Origin of the sequence: Streptomyces sp. NPDC047515, from assembly GCF_040643055.1 — a bacterium.
Lineage (GTDB): Bacteria > Actinomycetota > Actinomycetes > Streptomycetales > Streptomycetaceae > Streptomyces.
The window spans coordinates 1-25,757 of sequence record NZ_JBEYTM010000075.1 but is presented as its reverse complement, the minus strand read 5'-3'; the positions used below and the strand labels follow the sequence as shown (position 1 = coordinate 25,757).

The window sequence follows — 25,757 nt, the reverse complement described above, 5'->3', positions numbered from 1 at the left end:
TTCGACCTCGTCGACTACGGCGTCGTCGGCGACCTCTTCCAGGTCGTGCCCCAGCTCACCGACGAGGTCAAGTCCCGCAAGGGCTGACCCCCTCCCTCCTCAGCAGCTCCCGACGGTCCGGGGCCGTGTGGTGTGTACTCACCACACGGCCCCGGACCGTCGACGGAGCGCCGGCCGCGTCCGGCACTCCCCTGGAACGTACCGGCGGCTCGGGCGGCACAGGGTTCTCGTCGGTATCCGATACGGCATCAGCCACCGTCAAAGGCGCGGCCCGTCCAGCGTTCCTCGACCTTCGCGATCCTCCGGTAGGCACTTGAACACGGCGGATTCGGACAGGATCATACGGTCACGCTGCAGCACCTCGTAAATGACTTCGTGGGATGCCGTGGCCGGTCTCCTGGCCGGCGGGTTCGCTCGTGCCCGCCCCTGCCTGCCCAGCCGCGCTCTGCGGCCAATGGCGTCGTTGGGACGGATACTCCCCGATCTTGGGACGGATACTCCCCGATCACAGTGGCGAGGGCCGCTCCGGCCTGAGACTCCTCGGAGTCTGTCACCGGTCTTCCCGAACACCACGGCACACACACTCCAGCGTTCCGGTGAGCGACGCCCACAAGCCGGACGGACGGGCCAAGAGGTGGATGACGGCCCCGACTTCCGGAGAGGCGTCGGGCCGTGGTCCTCCTTCTCCCCCACGATGCCCGGCAAAATTCCCTCCGGTGAGCGGCGGCCGTCGGCTAGGTTCTTATTGGGATCGGTCCGGCCCGATCCGAACGAAGGCGTCGGCCTTCGGCGCCGAGAGGCCCTTGAGGAGCTGAGATGCCCGGTCACCCGAGCGCGCGTTGACCCCGTAGGCCGTGACCGGCCTGTCATCGCGTGCTGCCCTCGATCTGCGGCACGGCGAACCTCCCCTCGCCCGAACCGGCGCACCTGTTGTGCGCCGTGCGCCGGGCGCCGTTCTCAGCAGCTCAAGGGGGCCCTGTGCCATTCCTTTCTCCTGCCGTGCCCGCACACCATCGCACCGTCCGGCGCACACCCGGGCCTGGTTCTGACGGGGCCTTCGATACGGCTCGGCCTTCGGGGCTCCGCGTGGCTCCAGCGCCGAGCAGGCCCGGCGGTCCGCGGGTACGGGGCCCGCGGTGAGGGCGGCCCGCCCCGGTCGACCGACCCTGCCGAGCCTGTGGCGGGACGGGGACTTCCGCAGGCTCTGGGCAGGCCAGACCGCCTCTCAACTCGGGGCGCAAGCCGCTCAGGTGATCCTGCCGCTCGTCGCCGTGGTGAGCCTGGACGCCGGTGCCGCAGAACTCGGGGTCATGCGTGCGGTGGAGCAGGCCCCCATCCTGCTGATCTCGCTCTTCGCCGGTGCGTGGGTGGACCGTCGGCGGTCCCGTGACGTGATGGTGCTGGCGGACTTCGGCCGTGCTCTGGTACTGGCCGCGATCCCCGCCGCGTACCTGCTGGGCCTGCTCCGTGCTCCGGCATTGCTCTGCGTCGCCTTCCTCGTCGGTGTCCTCAGTGTGTTCTTCGATGTGGCGTATCAGGCCTTTCTCGTACGGCTCGTGCGTCGTGAACAGTTGACGCAGGGCAACAGCCTGCTTCAGGGCAGCAGGTCCGCGGCGCAGATCGGCGGCCCCGCTCTCGGCGGTGTGCTGGTCTCGCTGTTCGCGGCGCCGTTCTCGCTCGTGGCTGCCGCGTTCCTCTTCGTACTGTCCTTTCTGTCGATCCGACGCATCCGCGGGCCCGAGTCCGTTCCTGAGCACACCGACCAGCCCCCTCGGATCGGACAGCGGATCCGCGAAGGTCTCCGCCTCGTCGTCGCCGATCCCTCGTTGCGGGCGGTGGGACTCGCCTCAGCCGTCTTCCAGTTCACCTTCGCGGCCCTGATGACCGTCTACCTGATCCACCTCCCACGGGGGCTGCATCTGTCGGGGGCCGCCGTCGGCATGACGCTCGCGGCCATGGGCCCCGGCGCGGTCGTGGGGTCACTGCTGTCCGCCCGACTGCCGAGAAGATTCGGCTACGGCATCGTGCTGGTGTCCTCAGCGGTGCTCGCCGACGGCGTGATGCTCTGCGTGCCCCTGCTGCGCGGCTCGACCGTCGCGACGATCCCCTTGCTCATGGCGGTCAACTTCCTTTTCGGTGCCTTCAGTCAGACGGTGGACGTCACCGTCATGTCTGTCCGGCAGGCCGTCACGCCCGTCCGGATGCAGGGCCGAGTCGTCGCGACGATCAATTTCGTCGGCATGGGACTGACACCGCTCGGCTCACTGCTCGGCGGCTGCCTGGCCGATCAGTGGGGGTCGCGCACCGGTCTGCTGCTGACCGCGATCGGCCTGTCGCTGTCCCCGTTGTTCATGGCCCTTTCTCCACTGGCCCGCCTGGGGAAGGAACTTCCGCGATGCTCGGCGGTCGCACAGAACCGGCCCGGGGTCGCCTCGCGCCGCTTCAAAACCCTTGAGTGACACGCGTATTGGACCACTTCCTCGGTCGAGTTCAGACGGCCGGTGCCTTCTCCATGGCTTCGCGGGGCGTGCGCCCCGTGTGCTGATGCCTCTGTGCCCAGCGGACGGCAGGGGGCGCCGCCAGGCCCGTCAGGGCGAAAAGCGCTCCTACGACGTATAGACGAAGTTCGAGAGGGCGATGACGCGTTGCGGGGCTGAGTCCGGCATCAGTGCGGGCATGACGGGGCTCCAGGTCCTGGACAGGAAGTAAGGACCACTTCAGCCTGGTGAACATTACTTGCAAGTGCAAGAGAATTGCGAATACTGCCTGCTGAGAACCGGCCCGATCTCACCGCGCGGCGGCGCCGTGGCGCGGGACGAGGGCTGCCGACTGGGCACGGCTATGCCACGGAACGCTCATGGGCCCTGATCCAGCAGCGGTTCCGGGGCGTCCCACCGACATGGTGCGTGGTTCAGAGACCGAGGTCGCGAGCGTTGATGTCGGCGAGGAATTCTCGGCGGGTCAGGACCCGCGCACTGCCGTCGTGGACGGCGGCCACGGGCGGACGGCCGACCGAAGAGGCGGTCGCCGGTCTGCTTGACCGCGAGCACCCGGTAGAGCGCCGCACCCGCGGGCCCGACCAGCGCGCGGCCGGGCTCGACGGCGAGCCGGGGTACGGGGATGCCGGCCGTGGTGGTTGTGGTCATGGAGTTCCCCCAGGCGATGGAAGGTCGACGCAGGAGACGGGCTCGCGAGCCGGGTCCTCCTGGAGACGGACACAGCGCCCCGGAACGCCGATGGACCGGGACGCGCCAGTGCCGCTATGCCCGCCCACCCGGGGGCGCGCCTCCCCGTCAGCGGCCTCTTGACCCCGCACGCCCGGCCTTTGACACCGCCTTGACGCCGACCACCCGCCTTCCGCCCCTCACCTGCCCAGTGGGCAGCGTGCGGCGGATTCCCCGTGGCCGCTCGCCACGCCCCTCACCGTTGCGGAGCAGGTTCCCTCGCCCGGCCGGCCGGGAGGGAGCCGAGTCTCCCGGTGCGCGTCAAACCGGCGATCACGGCGGCGCACATCAGACCCACGCCGCACAACACCGCCCAGGGCAGGCGTGGTTGCCCGGCGGAGGCATCCCACACGGCTCCGGTCGCGAGATTGCCGACGGTGATCCCGACGCCCGAGATGGTGTTGTACAGACCGTAGTGGGTGGCGACCAGCCGGTCGCCGGAGAGCGTGACGACGGTGTCCATCTCGAACGGGTACACCAGGGCCGTACCGAGGGCGAGCAGGGCGGCCGCGAGGAACAGTGGCACCAGGGCCGCCGCCCGGGTCAGCGGCCCCTCTCCCCCGGGCGGCGCCCCGGCGACGACGAGCGGTGCGAAGGCGCCGCCCATCAGCGCCAGGCCGTACACGACGGACCGAGCGGGCGACCAACGCGCCCGCGCCCAGGCCGTGATACGCAGCTGCCCGGCCGCGGCGACACCGGCCGACACGGCGAACAGCGCGGTGGTGACGCCGTCCCCGCTCCCCGGAGCCACCCGCTGCGCCTGCAACGGCAGCGCCAGATAGACCTGGAAGGACAGGACGTACGAGCCGATCATGGCCGCCGAGAAGAGCAGAAAGGGACGGTTGGACGCCACGGCGCGCCAGTCGGCGAGCACTCCCCGACGCCCCTCGCTCGCGTCCGACGGACGTCCACGGTCCGGCAGGGCCTTGATCTGTACGAGAGTGAGCCCGAGGAAGAGGAGCGCCGCCACCGCGCACACCATCCGGAAGTCCAGCGCGATCAAGGAGAGGCCGATCAACGGACCGACGAACATGCCGACCTGGTAGAAGACGTTGAACAGCGCGAACGCCTCCACGCGCCGTTCCCCCGCCTCCCGCGCGAGGTAGGCCCGCACGGCCGGGTTGAACAGCGCGCCCGCGAAGCCGGTCAGCGCCGACGCGACGATCAGGGCGGGCAGCGAGTCGACGAGGCCGAGCAGTCCGAAGCCGACGGTCCGCAGCACGCAACCGGTGATGATCACGCTCTTGCAGCCGAGCCGGTCGGCGAGGGTTCCACCGATGAGGAACATGCCCTGTTGGCTGAAGTTCCTTACGCCGAGCACCAGTCCGACGGCCCAGGCGGCCATGCCCAGGCCGCCCGAGAGGTGGATCGCAAGGTACGGCATGAGCATGTAGAACGCCGTATTGATGGTGAACTGCTGGACCATCAGCAGCCGGACGGCGCCGTCGTAGGAGCGGAACTGCCGGACGAGTCCCCTCATCGCACGGCCACCTCGTCCGCGTGCGGCGCGGTGATGTTCACACAGCGCGTCCAGCGCTCCACGGCGCGCTCGCCGGGATGGCCGATCTCATCGGGGTCGTCCGCGGGCGGGCGTGAGAGGAGGTCGTGCGTGCGGCAGTAGTCGTCGCTGTAGACCGTGTCCCAGTAGCGATGGACTCCGTCGGGGAAGATCGCCGCAATACGGGTGCCCGGGGCATGGGTGCGGGCGAGCCAGCCGGCCACCAGCGCGACGGCACCGACGCTCCAGCCGCCGCTCGTGCAGTGGTGCCTGGCCAGCCGTCGGGCCGCCCAGACCGCCTCGTCCGGTGCGACCCAGTGGGCCTCGTCGAAGGCGGCGTGGTCGACGTTGCACGGATGGATACTGCTGCCCAGGCCACGCATCAGGCGGTCTCCGGCGGGCTGGCCGAAGATGGCGGAGCGCACCGAGTCGACACCGACCAGCCGCACGCCCGGTGCGATCGCGCGCAGGGCACGGGTGATGCCGGCGGAGTGCCCTCCCGTTCCGACGGCGGCCACCAGCACGTCCACCCGGCCGAGCTGTACGGCGAGTTCGAGGGCGAGGTTCGCGTACGCCGCCGGGTTGTCCGGGTTGTGGTACTGGTCGGGGCACCAGGAGCCGGGAGCCGTGTCGAGCAGGGAGCGGACGCGGTCCCTGCGCGCCTGCTGCCAGCCGCCGACCGGGCTCGGTTCCTCGACGATCTCCACCCGGGCGCCGAGGGCGCGGAGCTGATGGACCATGAGAGGTTCCATGCCGGGGTCGGTCACCAGCGTCACCGGATGGCCGTAGGTGATGCCCGCGAGCGCGAGGCCGAGTCCGAGTGTTCCGCTGGTGGACTCGATGACGGGCGCGTCGGGACGGAGCTCTCCGCGGGCGCGGGCCGCCGCGACCATGTGGAGGGCCGGGCGGTCCTTGATGCCGCCGGGATTGGCGCCCTCCAACTTGGCCCAGAAGCCTCGGCCGACGGGGCTGAAGGGGCTTCCGACCCAGAGGACCGGTGTGTTGCCCACCATTCCGGCGGGGGTACGGCGGGGGGCGCCCGCCGGTTCGGGGAGTGCGTGTGCCGCCACGAAGGCGTGCACGTCGTCGGGGGAAATGCTGCGCAGAGCAGTGGTCATGCCGACCTGATCCTTCCACGGCCACGACTGGGTCGGGGCCGTCGCGTGAGAGCGGTACGGGTGAGGGCGCGGCTCGTGCGGGCGATCGGCGGAGCGACCGGGCGCACGGAGCCGGGTCACGTACGGCTGACGCAGACCAGACGCAGCAGAGCGCATCCCGTGGGGAGCGATGCCCCCACGACCGCGAGACCGCGGGGGCGGTGCGCGAGACCCGAAAGACCCGACTCCATGAGTCCCCACGCGGCCAGGGTGAGCAGCAACGCCTCCAGGAGGGGGAGCACGGATCGCGTCGACACCTCACCCAGGAACGCAGCCGAATCGCAGCACCCGCCGGGAGCCGCCGGATGGTGCCCGGACTCGGACGCGTCGCAGCCCGCGGATTCCTCCGTGTCCCCCATGTGCTCCATGCCCCGCGCCTCGGGGGCGGTCGCGGACAGTGGGCCGCTGATCGGCGTCACATGGTGTCCGTCCTGCGCCTGCACACCACACATCAGCACGTGAGCCACGGCGACGGTCGCCAGGCCCAGAAGGAGAGTGATGACGAGGCGGCGGACTCCCGGCCCCGGGGCAACAGCTGACAGCACGTCGTCGACCGTATCGCCAAACGTGGAGTGATACGCACTTATGAGGACGTACGGGTGAAATCCCCTGTCGGGGCAGTACGAGCTCCACGCGTCTGCTATGGGACTCGGCCGGCGAGAGCGGCGGGGTACCCCCAACAGCCCCTGTCCGTCAACGGAGTTCACCGCCACGCCGACAGAGGTGCGTACCCCCCGCACCCATGAGCGGAGGCGAGGGACGCCACCGAACGCGGCCCGGCCGCACAGACGCGCGGCGCTCGACGGAAGACCCGGCGCGCGCTCCGCACGCGACCACGGAGACAGCGAACAGCGGACTGCTCACCATCCGACTGGCCGTCGATACCCACGGGGGTATATTCCAGATCCATAGATACCCTCCTCCCGTATAGGAGCAACCACGACGACCACTCCGACCACCTGGGCCGATTCGCGCCGATGGACCGCGCTCGCCTTGATCGCCCTGGCCCAGTTCATGGTCATCATGGACACGTCGATCATCGGCGTGGCCCTGCCCAAGATGCAGGCCGACCTGGGCTTCTCGCAGGAGAACCTGTCGTGGGTGTTCAACGCCTACGTCGTCGCCTTCGGCGGGCTCCTGCTGCTCGGCGGACGCCTGTCGGACCTGCTCGGCGCCAAGCGCCTCTTCAGTACCGGCTGGATCGTCCTGGCCGCGGGCTCCCTGACCGCCGGCCTCGCCGGTCAGGTCTGGGTGGAGCTGGCCGGACGGGCCCTGCAAGGCATAGGTGCGGCGCTGATCGCCCCGTCCGCCCTCACCCTTCTCATGACGCTGTTCGGCTCACGGCCCCAGGAACTGCCGAAGGCCTTCGCGCTGTACGGCGCGGCGGCCCCGGCCGGCGGCACCGCCGGCGTCTTTCTCGGCGGGCTCATCACTCCATACGCCAGTTGGCCCTGGGTGTTCTACATCAACATCCCCATCGCCCTGATCGTCCTGGCCGCCACGCCTGCCGTCATGCCCTCGGACACGGGGCGCCGCGGCTCGATCGACCTCTCCGGCGCGGTCACCGTCACGGCAGGACTTGCCGCCGCCGTCTACGCCATCGTGCGTGCCCCCGAGACGGGTTGGGGCTCCGCGGACACCTGGCTGGTCCTCCTGGCCGGTGCGGCACTGATCGCCGCATTCGTCGCGATCCAGTCCAAGCGGCGCGAACCGCTGATGCGCCTGGGGATCTGGAGGGCACCCAACCTGGCCGGCGCCAACATCGCCCAGCTGCTCATGGCCGCCGTGTGGATCCCCATGTGGTTCTTCCTCAACCTGTACCTGCAGCAGGTCCTGGGGCTGGATGCCTTCGCCTCCGGGGCCTCTCTGCTGCCCATGACGGTCGCGATCACGATCATGATGATCGTCCTGGCGCCGCGCCTGATCAGCAGGTTCGGGCCCAAACCCCTCATCGTCCTGGGGCTGTTCGCTCTCGCCGCGGGAATGTACTGGCTGTCCCTCGCCCGCCCGGACGGGACCTTCCGGGTCGACGTCCTGCCCGCTTCCCTGCCCTCGGCGGTGGGCATGTCGCTGGCGTTCATCCCGTCGCTCGGCACCGCGCTGTCCAGTGCCCGTCCGGAAGAGGGCGGCCTCGCCTCGGGGATCGTCAACACCAGCTATCAGGTCGGCTCCGCCCTCGGCCTCGCCGCCATGACCGCACTCGCCGCCGCACACGGTGCCCGCGAGCCCGCAGACCCGACGGCCCTCACCAACGGCTTCTCCGCCGCCTTCCTCGGCGCCGCGGTACTGGCCGCGGTCGGCGCTCTCGCCGCCCTGCTGACCCTGCGCACGCCACCCTCCGCCGACGAAGCCGACAGCGGCGAACAGCCGGAAGAGGCAACCGCCTGAAAGGGGCTGCCGCCTTCCGGTGCCGGACACCGACCGCGTCACCGGCGGTCGGACAGCCGGCCAGGCACGGACAACATGTCCGCCGTGTCAGGACGTTCACCGGCTGAGCCGGTACGGCAGCATGCAGACGACGACGTCGGTGTGTGCCATGAGCGTGGCGGCCAGCAGGACGCCGCGCTGGTTCTGCAGGATCTGGTAGCGGCGGTGGAGCGGCTCGACCTCCGGGATGAGGACGGCGATCTGCCGTCCTTCCTCCGCCGTCCGCTGGACGTACTCGACGATCGGCTGCACCAGAGAGCGCTGCGGGCTGTCGATGATGTCCAGGCGTACGCCCGGATTCCAGCGTTCCCACCTGTCGCTCAGTTCCTGAGCCTTGACCGGGTCGGAGTGGACGGCGACCGCGACGATGTCGTGGCCGAGGGCGCCGGCGGCCGTCAGCGCGTGCTGGGCGAGCTTGCTGACTTCTCCGACCGGGACGATGATCAGGGACTCGGTCGGCCGCAGCGCCGGGGGGATCTCTCCGAGAGCGAGTTCTTCACCGACCGCCGTGTAGTAGCGCTCGACACGGGCGAACAACAGCATCAACAGGGGCACGGTGACGACCACCACCCAGGCGCCTTCGAGGAACTTGGTGGCCAACAGGACCAGTCCGGCCACGGCGGTCAGCACCGCGCCCGAGCCATTGAGCGCCGCGCGCCGCAGCCAGCCCGGCGGTCGCTGCCCCGCCCAGTGCCGTACCAGCCCGATCTGGCTGATGGTGAAGCCGGTGAACACGCCGATCGCGAACAGCGGGATCATCCGGTGCGTGTCGCCGTTCACGGCGATCAGCAGCAGCGCCGCGAGCAGTGCCAGCGCCAGCACGCCCCAGCGGTAGACAGGACGTTCCCTGCGCAGCCCGAACAGGTGGGGCAGGCGGTTGTCGCGGGCCAGCAGGCTCATCAGGACGGGCAGGCCGCCGAAGCTGGTGTTCGCCGCGAAGGCGAGGGCCAGGGTGACGATGAGGTTGGTCGCGTAGTAGGGCCATCCCGTTCCGTACGCGCCGGCGGTCAGTTGGGCGAGGACGGTCACGCCGCCGCGTGGTGCCACGTGGTCGCGGCGGATCAGCACCGCGAGGCCGATCAGCATCAGCCCGAGCAACACGCCCAGCATCAGCTCGGTGCGCTGCGCCCGCTTGACGCGGGGCTCGCGGAACACGGGCACTCCGTTGGCGATTGCCTCCACTCCGGTGAGCGCGGAGCAACCGGAGGAGAACGCCTTGAGGAGCAGCAGCAGACCCAATGCCTCGGTGACGTGGACGGGTTGAGCGCTTCCGACGACGGCCGATGGATGGCCGCGCAGCAGCCCCAGGACGATGATGCCGAAGATGCTCACGATGAAGAGCACGGTGGGCAGCATCAGCACCCGGGCGCTGTCGGCCACGCCCCGCAGGTTCACAGCGGTGAGCAGGACGAGTCCGATGAGACAGACGGCGAGCAAGTGCGAGCCGAGAGCGGGGAACGCGGAGGCGAGGCTGGCGGCACCGGCGGCAAGGCTGACCGTCACGGTCAGCACGTAGTCGACGACCAGGCTGGCCGCTGCGAGCAGACTGGTCCTCGGCCCGAGGTCCTTCTTCGCCACCGCGTAGGCGCCACCGCCATCAGGGTGCACGGCGATCACCTGGCCGTAGGAGATCACCAGGACCGCCAGCAGCGCGGCGATGACCAGCGTCACCGGCAGCGTGGCGGTCAGCGCCCCGGTCCCGGCAGCGATCAGGACGAGCACGATCGCCTCAGGTCCGTACGCGACCGAGCTCAGCGCGTCCAATGACAGCGCGGCAAGCCCCTCAAGGCTGGTCACGTGGTACTTGCCACCCTCCCCGTGCCGGAGCGGAACTCTCGGCCGCAGTTCGCGGCGGGCCAGGCCGTACGCCATGGGTGACCTCGCGGTGCAGGGTGCGGGGGGCTGTCCAAGGACAGTGTGACCGGACCACCGCGGTGTGGGGCGTCAAGGACGCGCCCGGCTTCGCCCAGGTGCCTCAGAGAACCGTCAGCGCGTGGTCGGCGTGGTTCGGCATCCGTACTCGCCGGTGTTCCGCAACGACGCCGCACACCGGTCGACGGCATTTCAGCCGACAGCCCTCGCGACGGCCTCCAGGCCCGGTGGCCCGATCGTTTCCGGGTGGCCGAGCCCTCGCGTCGAGCGTGTGCGGGGCTGCGCCCATCGGCGCCGACCTCACTGCCGCCACTCGCCGCCCGGCTGGTCGCGGTGACCTTGGCCGACCAGGCCGGGGCGGCACTCGATGCGGCGGGCCGCGCCCGCATCTGACGGCGGGGACCCGTCGGCGGCGCCGATGCCCGGCCGCCGCTGGGCCCGCCCGTCGGCGCCCGGCCGCAATGCACAGCACCGCGCCTGCGACAGGCCCCGTGTCCACGCCACTTCCGCGCTCCGGTGTGTGTCCCCGTCCCGGCCGCCGTCGCGTTCGGCACCCCCCGCCCTTCGGTCACACCAGCCCGGCCAGATCGTGGTTGAGCTCCACGACATTGACGCGTTCCTGCCCCAGGAAGCCCAGAACACGTCCCCGGACATGCTGGGAGACCAGAGTTCTGACCTTGGCGGGGGCGAGGTGGCGGGCCTTCGCGACACGGTCGACCTGTTCATAGGCGTACGCCGGGGAGATCTCCGGGTCGAGCCCGGAGCCACTGGCGGTGACGGCGTCCGCGGGGACGGACGCGGGTGGGACCCCGTCGAAGGCGGCGACGGCGGCACGACGGTCCTTGACGGTCTTGATCAGGTCGAGGTTGTTGGGGCCGAGGTTGGAGGCGCCGGAGTTCGTGGGATCGTACCCACCGGTGGACGGGCGGGGCTGGAACCATTGAGGGTCGGGGCGCAGCGGCTCCTGGGCGTCGTGGGGATTCTTCTTCGGCAGGGCGAAGTTCTGGCCGATCAGGCTGGAGGCCACCGGCCTGCCGTTCGTCGTCAGCAGCGAACCGTTGGCCTGGTGGGAGAGACCCGCCTGGGCGATGCCGGTGACGAGCAGGGGATAGGCGATGCCGGTGATCACGGTGAACGCCAGCAACATCCGCAGGGCCACCAGATGGCGCTGAAGTACGGGGGGAAGGATGGTGTGCACGGTGGGGTCGCCGTCTACTTTCGTCGGATCGTCTGTCAGCGCAGGCCGGGGATGAACTGGATGCAGAGGTCGAGCAGCTTGATGCCCAGGAAGGGCAGTACCAGCCCGCCGAGTCCGTACATCCAGATGTTGCGGCTGAGCAGTTTGGCGGCGGAGGACGGCCGGTAGCGCACGCCACGCAGTGCGAGCGGGATCAGCGCGATGATGATCAGCGCGTTGAAGACGATCGCCGAGGAGATCGCCGAGGTCGGGCTGTGCAGGCGCATGATGTTCAGCTTGTCCAGGCCGGGGTAGACGCTCGCGAACATCGCGGGGATGATCGCGAAGTACTTCGCCACGTCGTTGGCGATCGAGAACGTCGTCAGCGCGCCCCGGGTGATGAGCAGTTGCTTGCCGATCTCGACGATCTCGATCAGCTTGGTCGGGTTGGAATCGAGGTCCACCATGTTCCCGGCCTCCTTGGCGGCCGAGGTGCCGGTGTTCATCGCCACACCGACGTCCGCCTGGGCCAGCGCGGGGGCGTCGTTTGTACCGTCCCCCGTCATCGCGACCAGCTTGCCGCCCTCCTGTTCACGCCGGATGAGGGCCATCTTGTCCTCGGGCGTGGCCTCCGCGAGATAGTCGTCCACCCCCGCCTCCTGCGCGATGGCACGCGCGGTCAGCGGGTTGTCACCGGTGATCATGACCGTCTTGATGCCCATCCTGCGCAGCTCGTCGAACCGCTCCCGCATCCCCTCCTTGACGACGTCCTTGAGGTGGATGACGCCCAGAACCCGGGCAGTTTGCGTATCGCCGGTCCGGGACACCTCGCCGACGACCAGCGGGGTGCCTCCGCTCGCCGAAATGCCGTCGACGATGCCACCGACCTCCGCCGTGGGGTGACCGCCGTTGTCACGGACCCAGCGCATCACCGCCGTCGCCGCGCCCTTGCGCAGAGAGCGGTTCTCCTGCGGATCGTCGAGGTCGACACCGCTCATTCTGCTCTGCGCGGTGAAGGGTACGAACTGCGCCCGGTCCAGCTCTCCTTCGCCTCGGCCGCGCAGGGCGTACTGCTGCTTGGCGAGGACGACGATCGAGCGGCCCTCGGGCGTCTCGTCGGCGAGGGACGAGAGCTGGGAGGCGTCCGCGAGTTCCTCGACGCCCAGCCCGTCCACCGGCAGGAATTCGGCGGCCTGGCGGTTTCCGAGAGTGATGGTGCCGGTCTTGTCGAGCAGGAGGGTGTTGACGTCACCCGCGGCCTCCACCGCGCGCCCGGACATCGCCAGCACGTTGCGCTGCACGAGCCGGTCCATGCCCGCGATGCCGATCGCCGAGAGCAGCGCGCCGATCGTCGTCGGGATCAAGGCCACGACGAGGGCGACGAGGATGACGATGGTCTGCTCGGCCCCCGCGAAGACGGCGAAGGGCTGCAGGGTCGTCACCGCGATCAGGAAGATGATCGTGAGGGATGCCAGCAGGATGTTGAGCGCGATCTCGTTCGGCGTCTTCTGCCGCGCGGCCCCCTCCACGAGTGCGATCATCCGGTCGATGAAGGTCTCCCCCGGCTTCGAGGTGATCCTCACGACGATCCGGTCCGAGAGCACCTTGGTACCGCCCGTGACCGCCGAGCGGTCGCCGCCCGACTCGCGGATCACCGGCGCCGACTCTCCCGTGATGGCCGATTCGTCGACGCTCGCGATCCCCTCGACCACGTCGCCGTCGCCGGGGATGGTCTGCCCCGCCTCGACGACGACGTGATCGCCGAGACGGAGGCCGGTGCCCGGGACTTCCTCCTCCTCGGCATCAGTCGCGCCCGGCCGCCAGCCGGTGAGACGGCGGGCCGTCGTCATGGTCTTGGCGCGGCGCAGAGTCTCCGCCTGGGCCTTGCCGCGTCCCTCGGCCACGGCTTCGGCGAGGTTGGCGAAGACGGATGTCAGCCAGAGCCACGCGGTGATCACCCAGGGGAAGACGCCTGGCGTCCTGATGGCCGACAGCGTGGTCAGGACCGCCCCGACCTCCACCACGAACATGACGGGGTTGTGGAGCATCAGGCGCGGGTCCAGCTTGCGCAGGGCATGGGGGAAGGACGTCAGAAGCTGCTTGGGATCGAGCAGTCCCCCCGAGACCCGGTACTGCTGACGTCCGGCACCGGGCGGAGTGGGAACGGGGGCGGCGGTCGTGGACATCAGTGCAGACCCTCCGCAAGGGGTCCCAGCGCGAGCGCGGGGAAGTATGTCAGACCGACGACGATGAGGATCACCCCGGTCAGCAGTGCAACGAACTGCGGCCGGTGAGTCGGCAGGGTGCCCGCGGTGACCGGAACGGGCTGCTGCGCTGCGAGCGAGCCGGCGAGTGCCAGGATGAACACCATGGGCAGAAACCGGCTGATGAGCATGACGACTCCGAGTGCGGTGTTGTACCAGACGGTGTTCGCGCTCAGCCCGGCGAACGCCGAGCCGTTGTTGTTCGCGGCCGACGCGAAGGCATACAGGACCTCGGAGAATCCGTGCGGTCCGGAGTTGAGCATGGCGGCCCTTTCGCCCGGGAATGCCATCGCCAGCCCCGCACCGATCAGCACGACCGCGGGCGTGGTCAGGATGTAGAGCGAGGCGAACTTCATCTCCCGGCCCCGGAGCTTCTTGCCCAGGTATTCGGGTGTACGGCCGACCATCAGTCCGGCGACGAAGACCGCGACGACCGCCAGGACCAGGATCCCGTAGAGCCCGGAGCCGGTGCCGCCGGGCGCGATCTCCCCCAGCATCATGTTGAAGATCATCATTCCGCCGCCGCCCGGCGTGTACGAGTCGTGGGCGGAGTCGACCGCTCCGCACGAGGTGAGGGTGGTGGACACGGCGAACAGGGCCGAGGCCCAGATTCCGAGCCGTGTCTCCTTGCCCTCCATCATCCCGCCGGCGGCGTGACCGGCGGCGCTGCTGACGCTGTGCAGCTCGTTCGCGGTCACGATGGCGACCGACGCCCCCCAGATCAAAACCATCACGGCGACGATCGCGTGGCCCTGACGGTTGTCGCCGACCATCGTCCCGAAGGTTCGCGGCAGCGAGAACGGGATGACCAGCATCAGGTAGATCTCGATCAGGTTCGTGAGGGCAGTGGGATTCTCGAAGGGATGTGCGGAGTTCGCGTTGTAGAAACCACCGCCATTGGTGCCCAGTTCCTTGATGGCCTCCTGGGAGGCGACCGCCCCACCGGTCAGGCGCTGATGTCCACCCGCGACGGTGGTGATGTCGTGGATGCCGTGGAAATTCTGGACGGCACCGGCGGACACCAGCACGATCGCGAAGACGAACGCAAGGGGCAGCAGAACACGTAGCACGATCCGCGTCAGGTCCACCCAGAAGTTCCCGACGCGGTCGGTCTTCTTCCTGGTGAAGCCGCGGATCAGCGCTGCGACCACGGCAATGCCCACGGCCGCGGAGACGAAGTTCTGCACGGCGAGGCCCGCCATCTGGACCAGATGCCCCATGGTCGACTCGCCGGCATAGGACTGCCAGTTGGTGTTGGTGACGAAGGATGCCGCGGTGTTGAACGACTGGTCCGCGGTGACCGGCTTCATTCCCAGGGACAGCAGGAGGTGGTTCTGCAGGCGCAGGAACGCGTACAGGAAAAGCACCGACACCGCGGAGAAGGCGAGGATGCTGCGCAGATACACGGACCACTTCTGATCGGCGTCGCCGTTCACTCCGCCTGCCCGGTAGACCAGGCGTTCCACCCGGCCATGGCGATCGGTGGTCAGGACGCGCGCCACGTAGCCGCCCAGTGGGCGGAACGAGAGGCACAGCGCGATCACCAGGGCGAGGACCTGGAGCCAGCCCGCGAGGGTGTCGTTCATCCGGGCCCGCTCCTAGAACTTCTCGGGGAAGATCAGGCAGACGATGAGGTAGATCACCAGGCACACCGCGACGATCAGGCCGACGACGTTCTCCACGCTCACAGGCGTCCGACTCCCTTGGCGGCCAGGCCGATGAGGGCGAACACCACGACCGTGAGGCCGATGAACGAGACGTCCGACATGCGCGAGGTACCTCGCAGTGCATCAGAGGCGGGTCTGTTCACCTCGGCTGGAATATGGTGTGATCATTCTCTTCTGACGCTATATCAGTCGACTTCGGGATTGCTCCGACACTCCGCGCGCCGATCGGGTGGCAGTGGAACACGGGGATTCACCGGGCGAGACCGGTCGTCGCACTGCCGCCGGGCGCGGCGCTCGGCAGGGTGAGTGTCGCCGAGAAGGCCGCCCCAGCCCCCGCGGTGGTCGTCTCCAGGGTCCCGTCCATGGCTTCGGCCAGGTCGCGCGACAGCCGCAGGGCCAGACTGCCGGCCCCGGCTCCCGGTGCCCGGCAGCCGGTTGTGCTCGATTCCGGGCCCCGGTCGGGCATCCCGTCCTGCACGCGGATCTCCAGGCGGTCACCCCGGACTGCGGCGGTGAAGACGGGGGGCCGGTTCGGCGGGCTGTGCCGCAGCGCGTCGGCCCCGAGGGCGGTCAGGGCACGGGTGAGGAGGGCGGCGTCGGCGATCACGTCGGGCAGCTGTTCCGGCAGGTGCACATCGATGGAGTGGCCACCGGGACCGAGGTCGTCCAGAACGGCGCCCAGCACCTCGTTGAGGTCGACCGGGCGCAGGTAGAGATCGAGTGCACCGGCATGCAAACGGCTCACGTCATGGAGATCGGTGACCAACTGCGCCGCGCGGTGCACGGCCGCGCGGGCTGCCTCCAGCAGTCGCTGCTCCTCCTCCGGGGCGGGCCCGTCGGCGCGTCGCCGCCGCAGCCGCACGAGAGCCTCTTCGGCGGTGTGCAGCGGAGCAGGCAGATCGCGGCCCGCCGCGAGGAGCAGGGACGCCCGGGTGCGTTCGGCGGCGGCGAGGGTGTCCGCGCCACCGGAACCCCCGGCGATCCGCCCCCGGGCATGGGCCAGCCCCAGTTCGGCGGCGCACGCGGCGAGGACGCGCTGGTCCTGCGTACTCAGCCCGGCGCCGCGGCCGACCAGGGTGAGATCGTCGTCGACCGGGCATTCCACATCCGCCTCATAGGGCTTTTCCGGCGGTCGCTCCCCGGCGCTGGCCACCACGTACCAACGGGGCACAGGAGAGGCTTCCGGATCCCTTTCGAGCAGGCTGATCGCGGCCAGGCCGAAGTACTCCCGGATCTGTTCGACGAGTGCCGGCAGATCCTGCCCACGCATCATGGCGGCGGCCAGGCGGCTCAACGCCCTCGCCTCCGATGTCGCACGCACAGCCTGGTGCGTACGCTGCGCAGCCGCTCCCGCGGCGGTGCCGACGAGGGCCGCCGTGGCGACGAAGACCACGAGTGCGGCGATCTCGTCGGGGCGCTCCGTGACCAGCGAGTGCACCGGTGCCGTGAAGTAGTAATCGGCGAGCAGCGCCGCGGCGAAGGCGGCGAACAGAGCGGGGTAGAGACCTCCGACCAGGGCGATCGCGACGACAGCGAGCAGATAGATCACCAAGTCGCTGGAGAGGCCGAGCCGACCGCGCAGCGCTGCAGACGTCAGCAGGAGCGTCAGTGCGGGCAGCAGCACCAGGGCACCGGCCAACGCGGACCAGTACCGTCTCGGGCCCATGCCACGGCTCGGATGCGGCAGCCTCAGCGCGGCAGGGCCGACTGCCTTCTCGTGCGTGACGATGTGTACGTCGACGGGACCGGACCCCTTGATCGTCCGCTCCCCCACTCCTGCTCTCAGAAAGGAGGCCAGCCGGCCGTGCCGGCTCGCGCCCAGCACGATCTGCGTGACGTTCTCCGCCTCGGCGAACTGGAGCAGGGCATCGACGACGTCTTCACCCGTGGTCTGGTGGTAGCTGCCGCCGAGCGACTCCAGGAGGGCGTGCTGGGCGTCCAGCACAGCCGGGTCGACCCCGGTGAGCCCGTCCCCCGGAACCACATGGAGTGCCAGCAGCTCGGTGCCGGGCGTACGGGCGCTGATCCGCGCGGCTCGGCGGATGAGAGTCTCGCCCTCCGGGCCACCGCTGAGAGCCACCAGGATCCGCTCCCGGGTCTCCCAGGGGGTGGAGATGCCGTGTTCGGCCCGGTAGCGCTGCAGCCCCTCCTCCACCCGGTCGGCGAGCCACAGCAGGGCGAGTTCGCGCAGTGCCGTGAGATTGCCGACCCGGAAGTAGTGGGTGAGCGCCGACTCGACGCGGTCCGGTGGGTAGATGTCGCCGTGCACCATGCGGCGGCGCAGGACCTCGGGCGGCAGATCGACCAGTTCGATCTGGTCGGCGCGACGGGCCACCTCGTCGGGCAGGGTTTCGCGCTGTCTGACCCCGGTGATCTGCCGGACCACGTCGTTGAGGGATTCCAGGTGCTGGACGTTGAGCGTGGTGACGACATCGATGCCCGCGTCCAGAAGCTCCTCGACGTCCTGCCAGCGCTTGGCGTTGCGGGCCCCCGGAACATTGGAGTGAGCCAGCTCGTCGACCAGCGCGACCTGGGGACGGCGGGCCAGCACCGCGTCGAGGTCCATCTCGGTGAAGGCCACGCCGCGATGGACCAGGGTGCGCCTGGCGATCGTCCGCAGACCGTCGGCCATGGCCGCGGTGGGCCGACGCCCGTGCGGCTCGACGAAGCCCACGACGACATCCGCGCCCAGGGAACGCAGCCGCTGTCCCTCCGCGAGCATGGCGTACGTCTTGCCGACCCCGGGGGCCGCCCCGAGGTAGATCCGCAACCGTCCACGTGTCACCGGCGGACTCCTGCCAGGTCACCCCCGTGTCGTGCTCGCGCCCTTCCATGGTGCTCTTCTCCGGTCCGCACCACTCGCCGACACCGGCCCCGGAGCCGCAGGGGCGGTCTCACGGGTCCGGCCGGGAACGCGTCCCCACGGCGAGCACAGTGATCCCGGACGGCAGGCGGTCGCTGTGAAGCGTAAGGACTAAAACGCGTGCGCGCTCGTGGACGCGCACAGGCCGACGCGAGGATCGTGGCCGGCCCGGCCGCGCGCCCTCCGCGCCGAGCTCCTCGGCGTCAGCCACTGCAAGCCTCTACGCTCCCCCGGCTGCTGGCAGTGGTCCTCGCTCCTCCTGCGTGTTGTCGCGTGCCGATTTGCGAGAACCTGTCCGATCATGCCGGCTCGTTCCCGGGAAACGGATGTCTTCCGGAAGAGCCGGGATCAGCCCCCTCTGCAGCTGTGCGGCAGGGCACGGAGCGGGCAGTGTGATGGCCGGTCCGCCCCGGGCCGGCGAAGGCCCCGAGGGCGGGTGTGTCTGCGAAGAAGCAGGTCTACCTGTTCGGGGCTGTGCTGTGGCCGGACATCTGGAGATTCTTCAGCGCGTCGTGCCAACGCTGGGGGAGCGTGGACAGACCGGGAAGGGAGGAGTCCGTCACGAAGCACGCCACCGAGGTTTCGCCGTGGGTGATGATCAGTACGGTGAAGGGAAACCCCTCCGGGAGACACATCAGGGGGTCGAGCCGCACCACCTCGGCGCCAAGAACAGCCAACGGGTGACGGAGAGTCAGGTTGGACACGATCGGCATGGTCCGGGACGGCTTGGTGGCCTCGGCCCACTGCCCGAACACCATCTCGGCGGCCTCCAACCGGGCATCCTCCGCCTCGAGTTCGCCCAGCTCCTTGCGTAGCAGCTCAGCACGTTTCGCCAGCTCAAGCCGCCGCTCGATCGTCCACACCAGCACGTCCGTCATGAACATCCCTCCCGGCGCAGAACCTACGCGGCAGCCCCCGAACCTCACTCCAGAACCCGCGAGAACGCCCGTGCCAGACGATCTCGTGCTAACGATCACTCCACCTGCCAGCGTGAGGACCTCACCGACGCATCACACCAGCCCCGCTGAACTGCGGAAACGAGCCTGGCGGAGCCTCAGTTGGAGACCGGACCCGGCCAGGGCGAGGAGGTGGTCGAGTCGGTGTAGCTCCCATTCGTGAAGCGCCTGGGCGGGGAGTTCCTGGGCGGGTGTCCAACCGCGCAGGGCGACGGCCAGGCCGGCAGCGTCACCGATTGCCTTGGACGTCCCCGAGGCGGTGTGCGGGCGGACCGTGCCGGCGGCATCACCGATCAGTGCCGCGTGATCGGCCACCATGCGGCGAGGGGGGGGAGGTCGAACACCGGCTGCATGAAGAGATTCGAGAGCCGGACCAGTTCGGCGAACTGCGGTGGAAGCGAAGCCTCTGCTTGAGCGATGACTTCATCTGTGGTCTCGGGCGGCAACTCCCCTGGCGGTAGGAAGTGCGTGAACTGCCTCCCGGATCGTCCCGTCAGGAGGTGCGGCAGGTCCGGCTCGCCGACGTTGACGTACCAGACCCAGTTGACACGCCGCGAGCCTTCCTCTCGCTCCCCGTTGGGTCCGGGAACCAGGTAGCACAACATCTGCATTCCGTCCGCCCCAAGAAGGTGAACCGGTCGGACAGCAGGTCCAGCAGGTGGTTTGGCAGGGCGGATTCGGGTTCCAAACCGCGCCAGGCGACGTAGCCGGCGTAGGCAGGGCGGGAGGTGACGTCGAGCAGTCTGCGCGTCACCGAGCCGATGCCGTCGGCGCCGACCAGGAAGTTGCCCTGCGCCGTGTAGCCGTCGGCGAATGCGGCGGTGATCTCGCTTCCGTCGACCCGTACGCTCCTCAGCGAACTGTCCAGGCGGTAGCAGACCGGGGCAAGCGGTTCCCGTAGCGCCCGGTAGAGGGTGTCCCAGGCGGTCATCAGCTGGGGAGCTTTGTACGACGTGGTGCCGCCGTGGACGTGGAGTTGCTGGCGTTCATGGAGTTCGACGCTCACGGACGCGGAGGTTACACCCAGGCGTGCCAGGAGGGCCTCGACCTCGGGCTGCATGACGATCCCCGCGCCGCGTGCCTGCGTGGTACCCGCCGATCGCTCATAGACAGCGACGTCGGCGTCGATGGCCAACAGTTCGTGTGCGGCCGCCAGGCCTCCGACGGATCCGCCGATGACCACCGCCTTGAAGGCACCGTTCCCGGACATCGCCCGCCTCAGGCTCGGGGCGCGATGCCCAGGAACTGACGGCCGTTCGCTTCGAGCGTCGCAGCGTCGAGGCCGTTGTCCAGGAGGAAGCGGACGGGCTCCGGCTGTGCCATGTCGAAGGGGTAGTCGCTCCCGCACAGGATCCGGTCCCGCGAGGCATGGGCTGCCAGGAGCCTGAGCACTTCGGGGTCGTGCGTGACCGTGTCGAAGTACAGGTGGGTGAACGCCGCCGTCGGCGGGTGGGCGCTCCCCTGGCGGACGTCCGCCCGTGACCGCCAGCCGTGTTCCCACCGGCCCAGCAGCGACGGTGCGCAGCCTCCGCCGTGGACGAAGCAGATCCGTAGGTCCGGCAGTTCGTCCATGACTCCGCTCAGAAGCAGCGAGGCCACGGCGGTCGTGGTCTCCACCGGGTTGCCGATCAGGTTGGTCAGGTAGTGGTCTTTCCATTCGGGCCTGGGCAATTGCATGGGGTGCACGAGGACGGCGAGGCCTGTGTCGGTGGCGGCGGCCAGTACGTCCCGCATGACGCCTTCGCCGTAGGACTGCCCTTGGACCAGAGGCGGGACGGCGACGCCTGCGATGCCGTCCATCGCCGTCAACCGGTTCATCTCGCGGCGGGCGGCGTCCACGTCGTCCACGCGGATCAGTCCGAGTCCGACCAGGATGCCGCCGGTGGAGGAGACGGCTTCGGCGAGCCGGTCGTTGTAGGTCGCGATGTAGTCGTCCGCCTCGGCCGGCGCGTGGACGGGGAAGACGAAGGGGGGTGCCGAGACGGCGCGAGCGCCCAGACCCGCCTTGAGCGTGTCGGCGACGACCGCTTCGATGTCGGTCATCGCCTCCGTGGTGACGAACAGCGGGTGGTCGCCGAGGAACAGCTCTCCGTCACGGTCGTGCATGCCTCTGGGCAAGGAACCCGGCGGGAGGGAGAGCAGTTCACGGGGCAGCCAGTGCGCATGGACGTCGATGACTCCGGCACGGACACTTCCCGTAACAGCCATGTCCTCTCCTAACTCGCGGCTTCCTGCTGTTCCTGCGCGGCGCGCAGGATGGCGCGGCGGATCGGCTCGTAGCCGGTGCACCGGCACACGTTGGACCCGACGATGGCGTCCACGCGCTCGGGATGGCTGCCGAGGGTGGGGTCGGCCTCCATGGCCCCGGCAGCCACCATCAAAAACCCGGGGGTGCAGAAACCGCACTGCAGTGCGTGCTCCGCGGAGAATGCACGCTGCAGTGGGCTGGGTTCACCGTCCGGCCCGGCGAGACCTTCCGCGGTCCGCACGGAGCCGCCGTCGCACTGCACGGCCAGCATCAGGCAGGAGCGGACCGCCTCTCCGTCCACCAGCACGGTGCAGGCGCCGCAGACACCGTGCTCGCATCCCAGATGTGTGCCGGTGAGCCGGCAGTCCTCGCGGAGCACATCGGCCAGGATGCGCCGGGGCTCGACGTCGAGCACGTACTCCTCGCCGTTCACGGTGAGGGTGATCTTCATTGGCCGTCTCCCTCGGGCTCGCCGACGCGGGACCTGTGGTCGTTCGCCGCCTGGCACAGGGTCCTGGCGGTCACGACGGCGATGGCGTGCCGCCGGTATTCGAGGTCCGCGTACGGTTCGGCGATCGGGTCGGCGTCCTGCTGTGCGGCGATCCGGCCGGCACGGGCGAACGGATGGTCCTCGGGCAGCCGGTAACCGTCCGTGCGCGGCCCGATCTCGACGCCGGTCAGAGCCTGCTCGGCGGCGTGCGCCCTCAGCGGCCGGTCTGCGCAGTTGACCAGTCCGATGCGTGCCCCGCTGATCACTCCGTCGTGCACGGTGAGGACGGCGGCAACGGCCACCTGCGCGAAGCAGAAGTGCGTCCGCCGGTGCTCGATGAAGCCGACGCCGGTGTGGCCGGCAAGCAGTGGCCATCGCACGGAGGTGATCAGCTCCCCCGGCCGGCGGTCCGTCCTGAGGGGACCGTGGAAGTAGTCACGGGCCGCAACGGTACGAGCGCCTTGCGGTCCCCGCAGCTGAATGTCGGCGTCCAGGGCCATGGCGATGGCGCACCACTCGGACGCGGGGTGTCCCCAGCCGAAGCTGCCCACCATCGTTCCCCGTGACCGGATGGGCGGGTGGGCGATGTTGACGACGGCGAGGGAAAACAACGAGCCGAGGGGGCCCGGAACGGCCTGCGCGGACTCGAAGACCCGGTGTCTGATCAGGGCGCCGACCTGGAGCGTGTTGTCGATGACCCGCATGTCGTCGAGTTCCGGGATGCGGTTGATGTCGACGACCAGGTCGGGACGGATGCGCTCCAGGTGCATTTCGAGGAGGAGGCTCTGTCCGCCGGCCAGGACTTGGGCCCTGCGACCGCTGCCCAGGGTTTCGACGGCCTCGGGCACCGTGCGCGGCACGGCGTAGTCAAAGGCTGCGGGCTTCACGGAGCCGCCTCCAGTTTCGGGGCTCGGGCCGCCCGCCACACGACGTCCGGCGTGAGCGGCATTTGCAGCAGGTCGGGGTCAGCCGGCCGAAGTGCGTCGACCACGGCATTGACGATCGCGGCGGGCAGGCCGATGCAGCCCGACTCACCGGCGCCCTTCGCGCCGAGCGGGGTGCTGAGGCTCGGTGTGCAGGTGTCCTTGATCTCGATCGGCGGAACCTCGGTGAACGTGGGCAGCAGATAGTCCAGCAGTCCGTTGCCCAGCATGGGCGTGCCGGCGTCGTCGTAGGGGATGGCCTCGTACAGCGCCTGGCCGATGCCTTGCAGAGCGGACCCGAAGGCCTGCGCGCGGACGATTGCGGGGTCGATCTGCACCCCGCAGTCGTCGACGGTGACGACCTTCAGCAGTTTGACGGTGCCCAGTTCCGGGTCGGCCTCGGCAACGGCCGCGTGTGTGCCGAACGGGAAGGCCATTCCCGTCTCGAACCGGTCCTCCACCCGCAACGGCCCGGTGTTCTTCACCAGTTCACCCAGGCCCATGACCGCTCCGTTGGTGGAGGCCTGCACGGTGCCGTCGGACCACTCCACGTTGTCGACCGGAAGTTCCCACAGCTCCGCGCCCCTTTTCCGGGCCTCTTCGATGACCAGCTGGCAGGCGTGCTGGAGCAGCGCGCCCGCCACCTGGGCCGTGCGGCTGGCGAAGGAGCCCAGTCCCTGGGGCTGCTCGGCGGTGTCACCCTCGATCAACCGGACGCGTTGCTCGTCGATACCGAGGTACTTGGCGACCAGCGCGGGGAAGACCGTCTCGTGGCTCTGGCCGCTGGATGCCGCGCCCAACCGTGCGGTGACAGTGCCGTCCTCGACCACCTCGATGCTGCCGAATTCGTGCAGGCCGCCCGGCTCCCCACCGGAGCGTTCCACGTAGCAGGAGATACCGATGCCCAGGGGCTTGGCGGCCGGATCCTCCCGACGCCGGGCCTGCTCGGCCCGCCACGTGTCGTACCCGACGGTCTCCAGGGCCAGATCGAGCGCGCGGGCGTATGCGCCGCTGTCGTAGGTCCGGCCGGTGGGTGTCTCGTACGGGAAGCTTTCGGGTGGGATGAAGTTGCGCCGCCGCAGTTCCGCCGGATCGATGCCGAGCCGCCGTGCCAGCGTGTCCATGGACCGTTCCAGGGCGATCACCGCCTCGGGGCGGCCAGCACCCCGATAGGGGTAGGTCAGCATGGTGTTGGTGAGGATCGAGCGCAGCGTCGCGTGGACCTTCGGGGTGGTGTACGGGCCGGTCGCCATCCAGGCGGTCTGCATCGGCAGCCCGACCCCGAGGTGCGGGTAGGCGCCGACGTCGGCGTCGATGTTCAGTTCGTAGGCCAGCAGTCGCCCGTCTGCGTCCGCGGCGAGCCGGGCGTGCTGGTCCTGTCCCCGGCCGCGCGTCGCCGCCATCATCGATTCCAGCCGGTCCTCGATCCACCGCACGGGACTCTGCAGCTTCACGGCCAGGAAGGCCACCACGACGAACTCCGGGAAGGACGCGCTCTTCGACCCGAACGCGCCGCCGGTGTCCGGGACCACCACGCGCACCTGCTCCTGCGACCAGCCCAGCAGTGCCGCCAGCTCCCGGCGGAGCCGGTGCGGCATCTGGTGCCCGGACCACACCGTCAGCCGGTCACCCTCGGGAACGGCAAGGATCGTCCGGCACTCCATCGGCATGGGCATGAGCAGGTTCTGGCGGTACCGGCCCTCCACCACGGCTGCGGCGCGCTGCCACACGTCGTCGCCGATCGGCTGCCCGGCCTCCCCTTCGAGGGCGATGTTGCTCAGCCCGTCGAAAAGACGGACCGAATCCTGCGCCGCGGCTGCGGGCGTCACCACCGCAGGGAGCGGATCGACATGGAAGGTGACCTCGGCCGCCCCGTCCTCGGCCCGATAGCGGTCCTCGCCCAGGACAACTGCGACCGCCTCTCCGGCGTACCGCACACGGTCCTTCACCAACGCCGGCCACTCACGGCCGGCCACTGCCTCATCCGATGAGAGTTTGGCGAGCACGGTGTGCGGCACGGGCGGCAGGTCCTGCAAGGTGGCGGCCGCGTGCGCGCACGGCGGCATGTCCGAGAGATCGGCCGCCGACCAGGCGCCCACCACCCCGGCCACTGCACGTGCCGCGGCGCAGTCCACCGTGCGCAACGCGCCATGTCCGATCTTGCTTCTCACGAACACGGCATCGAGACATCCCGGCACCTCGATATCGGCAACGTATCGGCCGCTCCCCGTGAGCAGCCTCTCATCCTCGCGCCGCGCCCATTGACCCACGACTGCACCTTTGCGCTTGAGATCTCACGGTCGCCAACCAGCGCTTTCGACAAGCGGCCCGCCTGCACGCGAATCGCCATAAACAGATAGTGATCACACAAAAATGGCACTTTCTTTGTTAGGCAACCTTAGGGGTCGATGTGAGAGCACGCATGTGTGGGCGGTGAAGCGGGCGTGTCGCTTGCGGACGGCTCCGTTCTTTCACCCACGAAATTTCGCGCCTCAAGGCTGGAGCCCTTCCGTCGGAAACCCGGAAGGCCTCGTGGGCCGGCACGTTCCGTGCTTTCAAGATGCGCCCGAGACTGCGCGCGGGGACACTTTTCTGGTGGCCTGGCGCCCCGTATACGGTCCCCGGGAGCGAGCAAGGCCTTCTGCGACGCGTCGCAATCCGGGAAAGCTGGCCTGACATGCGCACACCCGAGTCTTCACGCGACGCTTTCCGTACCTGGGCGCGCACCATGCTGACCCACATGGGCAGCAGGCATGGCGGCCGGGAAGGCACGCCCGCCCGCGACATTTACCAGACGTCGACGATGGGCGCGTTGGTCGACGGTGTGTACGACGGCGACGTGACGATCGGCGAGCTCCTCCAGCACGGAGACTTCGGGCTCGGGACGTTCAACTATCTAGTGCCGGATCAGGCAACGTTTGCCCTGTCGACGACGGCGCGTAGGCGCCGGTCGTCGGCATGGCGGTTTCGCCAGATGATGTAGCGGCGGAT

The 25,757-nt window shown here is 69.5% G+C and carries 20 protein-coding genes, 3 pseudogenes and 1 riboswitch; of the genes and pseudogenes, 4 read left to right on the top strand and 19 right to left on the bottom strand.

The features are described from left to right. Positions 1–369 precede the first annotated feature (369 nt). Positions 370–589: riboswitch (cobalamin riboswitch) on the bottom strand. A 547-nt stretch (positions 590–1,136) separates the two neighbouring features. Further along, positions 1,137–2,459 (top strand): MFS transporter, encoded by a 1,323-nt coding sequence (locus ABZ826_RS35085; RefSeq protein WP_361457845.1) that lies wholly within the window; start codon positions 1,137–1,139, stop codon positions 2,457–2,459. A gap of 452 nt (positions 2,460–2,911) precedes the next feature. Here the strand turns inward: ABZ826_RS35085 and ABZ826_RS35080 are convergent. The 4 genes and pseudogenes from ABZ826_RS35080 to ABZ826_RS35065 all read right to left on the bottom strand — a co-directional run. Further along, positions 2,912–3,128 (bottom strand): annotated as a pseudogene (locus tag ABZ826_RS35080) (hypothetical protein); the annotation flags it as partial. Positions 3,129–3,420: 292 nt separating this feature from the next. Further along, entirely contained in the window at positions 3,421–4,704 is a 1,284-nt protein-coding gene (locus ABZ826_RS35075; RefSeq protein WP_361457842.1) for an MFS transporter, read from the bottom strand. Continuing rightward, positions 4,701–5,840 carry a cysteine synthase family protein gene (locus ABZ826_RS35070; protein ID WP_361457839.1) on the bottom strand — a complete coding sequence of 380 codons (1,140 nt, stop codon included), beginning with the start codon at positions 5,838–5,840 and terminating at the stop codon, positions 4,701–4,703. Before ABZ826_RS35070 ends, ABZ826_RS35075 begins: the two co-directional genes overlap by 4 nt. 116 nt (positions 5,841–5,956) lie before the next feature. Then, complete coding sequence (locus ABZ826_RS35065) at positions 5,957–6,424, bottom strand: hypothetical protein (protein ID WP_361457836.1); 468 nt, start codon at positions 6,422–6,424, stop codon at positions 5,957–5,959. Between the two features lie 448 nt (positions 6,425–6,872). On the opposite strand from ABZ826_RS35065, the gene ABZ826_RS35060 reads away from it, so the two are divergent. After that, positions 6,873–8,267, top strand: coding sequence for an MFS transporter (locus ABZ826_RS35060; protein WP_361457833.1), 1,395 nt, complete (start codon positions 6,873–6,875; stop codon positions 8,265–8,267). Between the two features lie 96 nt (positions 8,268–8,363). On the opposite strand, the gene ABZ826_RS35055 is transcribed toward ABZ826_RS35060, so the two are convergent. Continuing rightward, positions 8,364–10,178, bottom strand: a complete 1,815-nt coding sequence (locus ABZ826_RS35055; protein WP_361457830.1) for an APC family permease — start codon at positions 10,176–10,178, stop codon at positions 8,364–8,366. Positions 10,179–10,424: 246 nt separating this feature from the next. Here ABZ826_RS35055 and ABZ826_RS35050 point away from each other — a divergent pair, with 246 nt between their 5' ends. Then, a complete protein-coding gene (locus ABZ826_RS35050) occupies positions 10,425–10,571 on the top strand; it encodes a hypothetical protein (protein WP_361457827.1) in 147 nt (48 codons plus the stop codon). 175 nt (positions 10,572–10,746) lie between these two features. Here the strand turns inward: ABZ826_RS35050 and kdpC are convergent, their stop codons facing one another. The 13 genes from kdpC to ABZ826_RS34985 all read right to left on the bottom strand — a co-directional run bounded on the left by kdpC (position 10,747) and on the right by ABZ826_RS34985 (position 25,036). After that, a complete protein-coding gene (gene kdpC / locus ABZ826_RS35045) occupies positions 10,747–11,376 on the bottom strand; it encodes a potassium-transporting ATPase subunit KdpC (protein WP_361457824.1) in 630 nt (209 codons plus the stop codon). A gap of 35 nt (positions 11,377–11,411) precedes the next feature. Further along, the gene (kdpB, locus tag ABZ826_RS35040) at positions 11,412–13,541 is read right to left on the bottom strand and encodes a potassium-transporting ATPase subunit KdpB (protein ID WP_361457821.1); all 2,130 of its coding nucleotides are present in this window, start codon (positions 13,539–13,541) and stop codon (positions 11,412–11,414) included. Continuing rightward, positions 13,541–15,205, bottom strand: a complete 1,665-nt coding sequence (gene kdpA, locus ABZ826_RS35035; protein ID WP_361457818.1) for a potassium-transporting ATPase subunit KdpA — start codon at positions 15,203–15,205, stop codon at positions 13,541–13,543. Before kdpA ends, kdpB begins: the two co-directional genes overlap by 1 nt. A gap of 12 nt (positions 15,206–15,217) precedes the next feature. Then, positions 15,218–15,307 carry a K(+)-transporting ATPase subunit F gene (gene kdpF, locus ABZ826_RS35030; protein ID WP_361457815.1) on the bottom strand — a complete coding sequence of 30 codons (90 nt, stop codon included), beginning with the start codon at positions 15,305–15,307 and terminating at the stop codon, positions 15,218–15,220. After that, entirely contained in the window at positions 15,304–15,429 is a 126-nt protein-coding gene (locus ABZ826_RS35025) for a hypothetical protein (protein WP_361457812.1), read from the bottom strand. The genes kdpF and ABZ826_RS35025 overlap by 4 nt, the downstream gene beginning before the upstream one ends. A gap of 107 nt (positions 15,430–15,536) precedes the next feature. Then, the gene (locus tag ABZ826_RS35020) at positions 15,537–18,071 is read right to left on the bottom strand and encodes a DUF4118 domain-containing protein (RefSeq protein WP_361457809.1); all 2,535 of its coding nucleotides are present in this window, start codon (positions 18,069–18,071) and stop codon (positions 15,537–15,539) included. Between the two features lie 536 nt (positions 18,072–18,607). After that, positions 18,608–19,027 carry a hypothetical protein gene (locus ABZ826_RS35015; protein WP_361457806.1) on the bottom strand — a complete coding sequence of 140 codons (420 nt, stop codon included), beginning with the start codon at positions 19,025–19,027 and terminating at the stop codon, positions 18,608–18,610. 132 nt (positions 19,028–19,159) lie between these two features. Then, positions 19,160–19,423: a hypothetical protein gene (locus tag ABZ826_RS35010; RefSeq protein WP_361457803.1), complete on the bottom strand. Its 264-nt coding sequence runs from the start codon at positions 19,421–19,423 to the stop codon at positions 19,160–19,162. Between the two features lie 175 nt (positions 19,424–19,598). Next, a complete protein-coding gene (locus ABZ826_RS35005; RefSeq protein WP_361457800.1) occupies positions 19,599–20,315 on the bottom strand; it encodes an FAD-dependent monooxygenase in 717 nt (238 codons plus the stop codon). Positions 20,316–20,323: 8 nt separating this feature from the next. Next, positions 20,324–21,313: an amidohydrolase family protein gene (locus ABZ826_RS35000; RefSeq protein ID WP_361457797.1), complete on the bottom strand. Its 990-nt coding sequence runs from the start codon at positions 21,311–21,313 to the stop codon at positions 20,324–20,326. An 8-nt stretch (positions 21,314–21,321) separates the two neighbouring features. Beyond that, the gene (locus ABZ826_RS34995) at positions 21,322–21,804 is read right to left on the bottom strand and encodes a (2Fe-2S)-binding protein (RefSeq protein WP_361457794.1); all 483 of its coding nucleotides are present in this window, start codon (positions 21,802–21,804) and stop codon (positions 21,322–21,324) included. Then, the gene (locus tag ABZ826_RS34990; RefSeq protein ID WP_361457791.1) at positions 21,801–22,730 is read right to left on the bottom strand and encodes an FAD binding domain-containing protein; all 930 of its coding nucleotides are present in this window, start codon (positions 22,728–22,730) and stop codon (positions 21,801–21,803) included. Before ABZ826_RS34990 ends, ABZ826_RS34995 begins: the two co-directional genes overlap by 4 nt. Next, the gene (locus ABZ826_RS34985) at positions 22,727–25,036 is read right to left on the bottom strand and encodes a xanthine dehydrogenase family protein molybdopterin-binding subunit (RefSeq protein ID WP_361457788.1); all 2,310 of its coding nucleotides are present in this window, start codon (positions 25,034–25,036) and stop codon (positions 22,727–22,729) included. The genes ABZ826_RS34990 and ABZ826_RS34985 overlap by 4 nt, the downstream gene beginning before the upstream one ends. A 290-nt stretch (positions 25,037–25,326) precedes the next feature. Here ABZ826_RS34985 and ABZ826_RS34980 point away from each other — a divergent pair. Next, positions 25,327–25,653: pseudogene (locus tag ABZ826_RS34980) on the top strand (acetolactate decarboxylase); the annotation flags it as partial. Between the two features lie 20 nt (positions 25,654–25,673). On the opposite strand, the pseudogene ABZ826_RS34975 reads toward ABZ826_RS34980, so the two are convergent. Beyond that, a pseudogene (locus ABZ826_RS34975) lies at positions 25,674–25,757 on the bottom strand (transposase); the annotation flags it as partial.

What these genes read in the sequence shown, in the direction of transcription:
- ABZ826_RS35075 (WP_361457842.1), bottom strand. Translation starts at nt 4,704, where the DNA reads ATGAGGGGACTCGTCCGGCAGTTCCGCTCCTACGACGGCGCCGTCCGG.
- ABZ826_RS35070 (WP_361457839.1), bottom strand. Translation starts at nt 5,840, where the DNA reads ATGACCACTGCTCTGCGCAGCATTTCCCCCGACGACGTGCACGCCTTC.
- ABZ826_RS35055 (WP_361457830.1), bottom strand. Translation starts at nt 10,178, where the DNA reads ATGGCGTACGGCCTGGCCCGCCGCGAACTGCGGCCGAGAGTTCCGCTC.
- kdpB (WP_361457821.1), bottom strand. Translation starts at nt 13,541, where the DNA reads ATGTCCACGACCGCCGCCCCCGTTCCCACTCCGCCCGGTGCCGGACGT.
- kdpA (WP_361457818.1), bottom strand. Translation starts at nt 15,205, where the DNA reads ATGAACGACACCCTCGCGGGCTGGCTCCAGGTCCTCGCCCTGGTGATC.
- ABZ826_RS35015 (WP_361457806.1), bottom strand. Translation starts at nt 19,027, where the DNA reads ATGACGGACGTGCTGGTGTGGACGATCGAGCGGCGGCTTGAGCTGGCG.
- ABZ826_RS35010 (WP_361457803.1), bottom strand. Translation starts at nt 19,423, where the DNA reads ATGGTGGCCGATCACGCGGCACTGATCGGTGATGCCGCCGGCACGGTC.
- ABZ826_RS35005 (WP_361457800.1), bottom strand. Translation starts at nt 20,315, where the DNA reads ATGTCCGGGAACGGTGCCTTCAAGGCGGTGGTCATCGGCGGATCCGTC.
- ABZ826_RS35000 (WP_361457797.1), bottom strand. Translation starts at nt 21,313, where the DNA reads ATGGCTGTTACGGGAAGTGTCCGTGCCGGAGTCATCGACGTCCATGCG.
- ABZ826_RS34995 (WP_361457794.1), bottom strand. Translation starts at nt 21,804, where the DNA reads ATGAAGATCACCCTCACCGTGAACGGCGAGGAGTACGTGCTCGACGTC.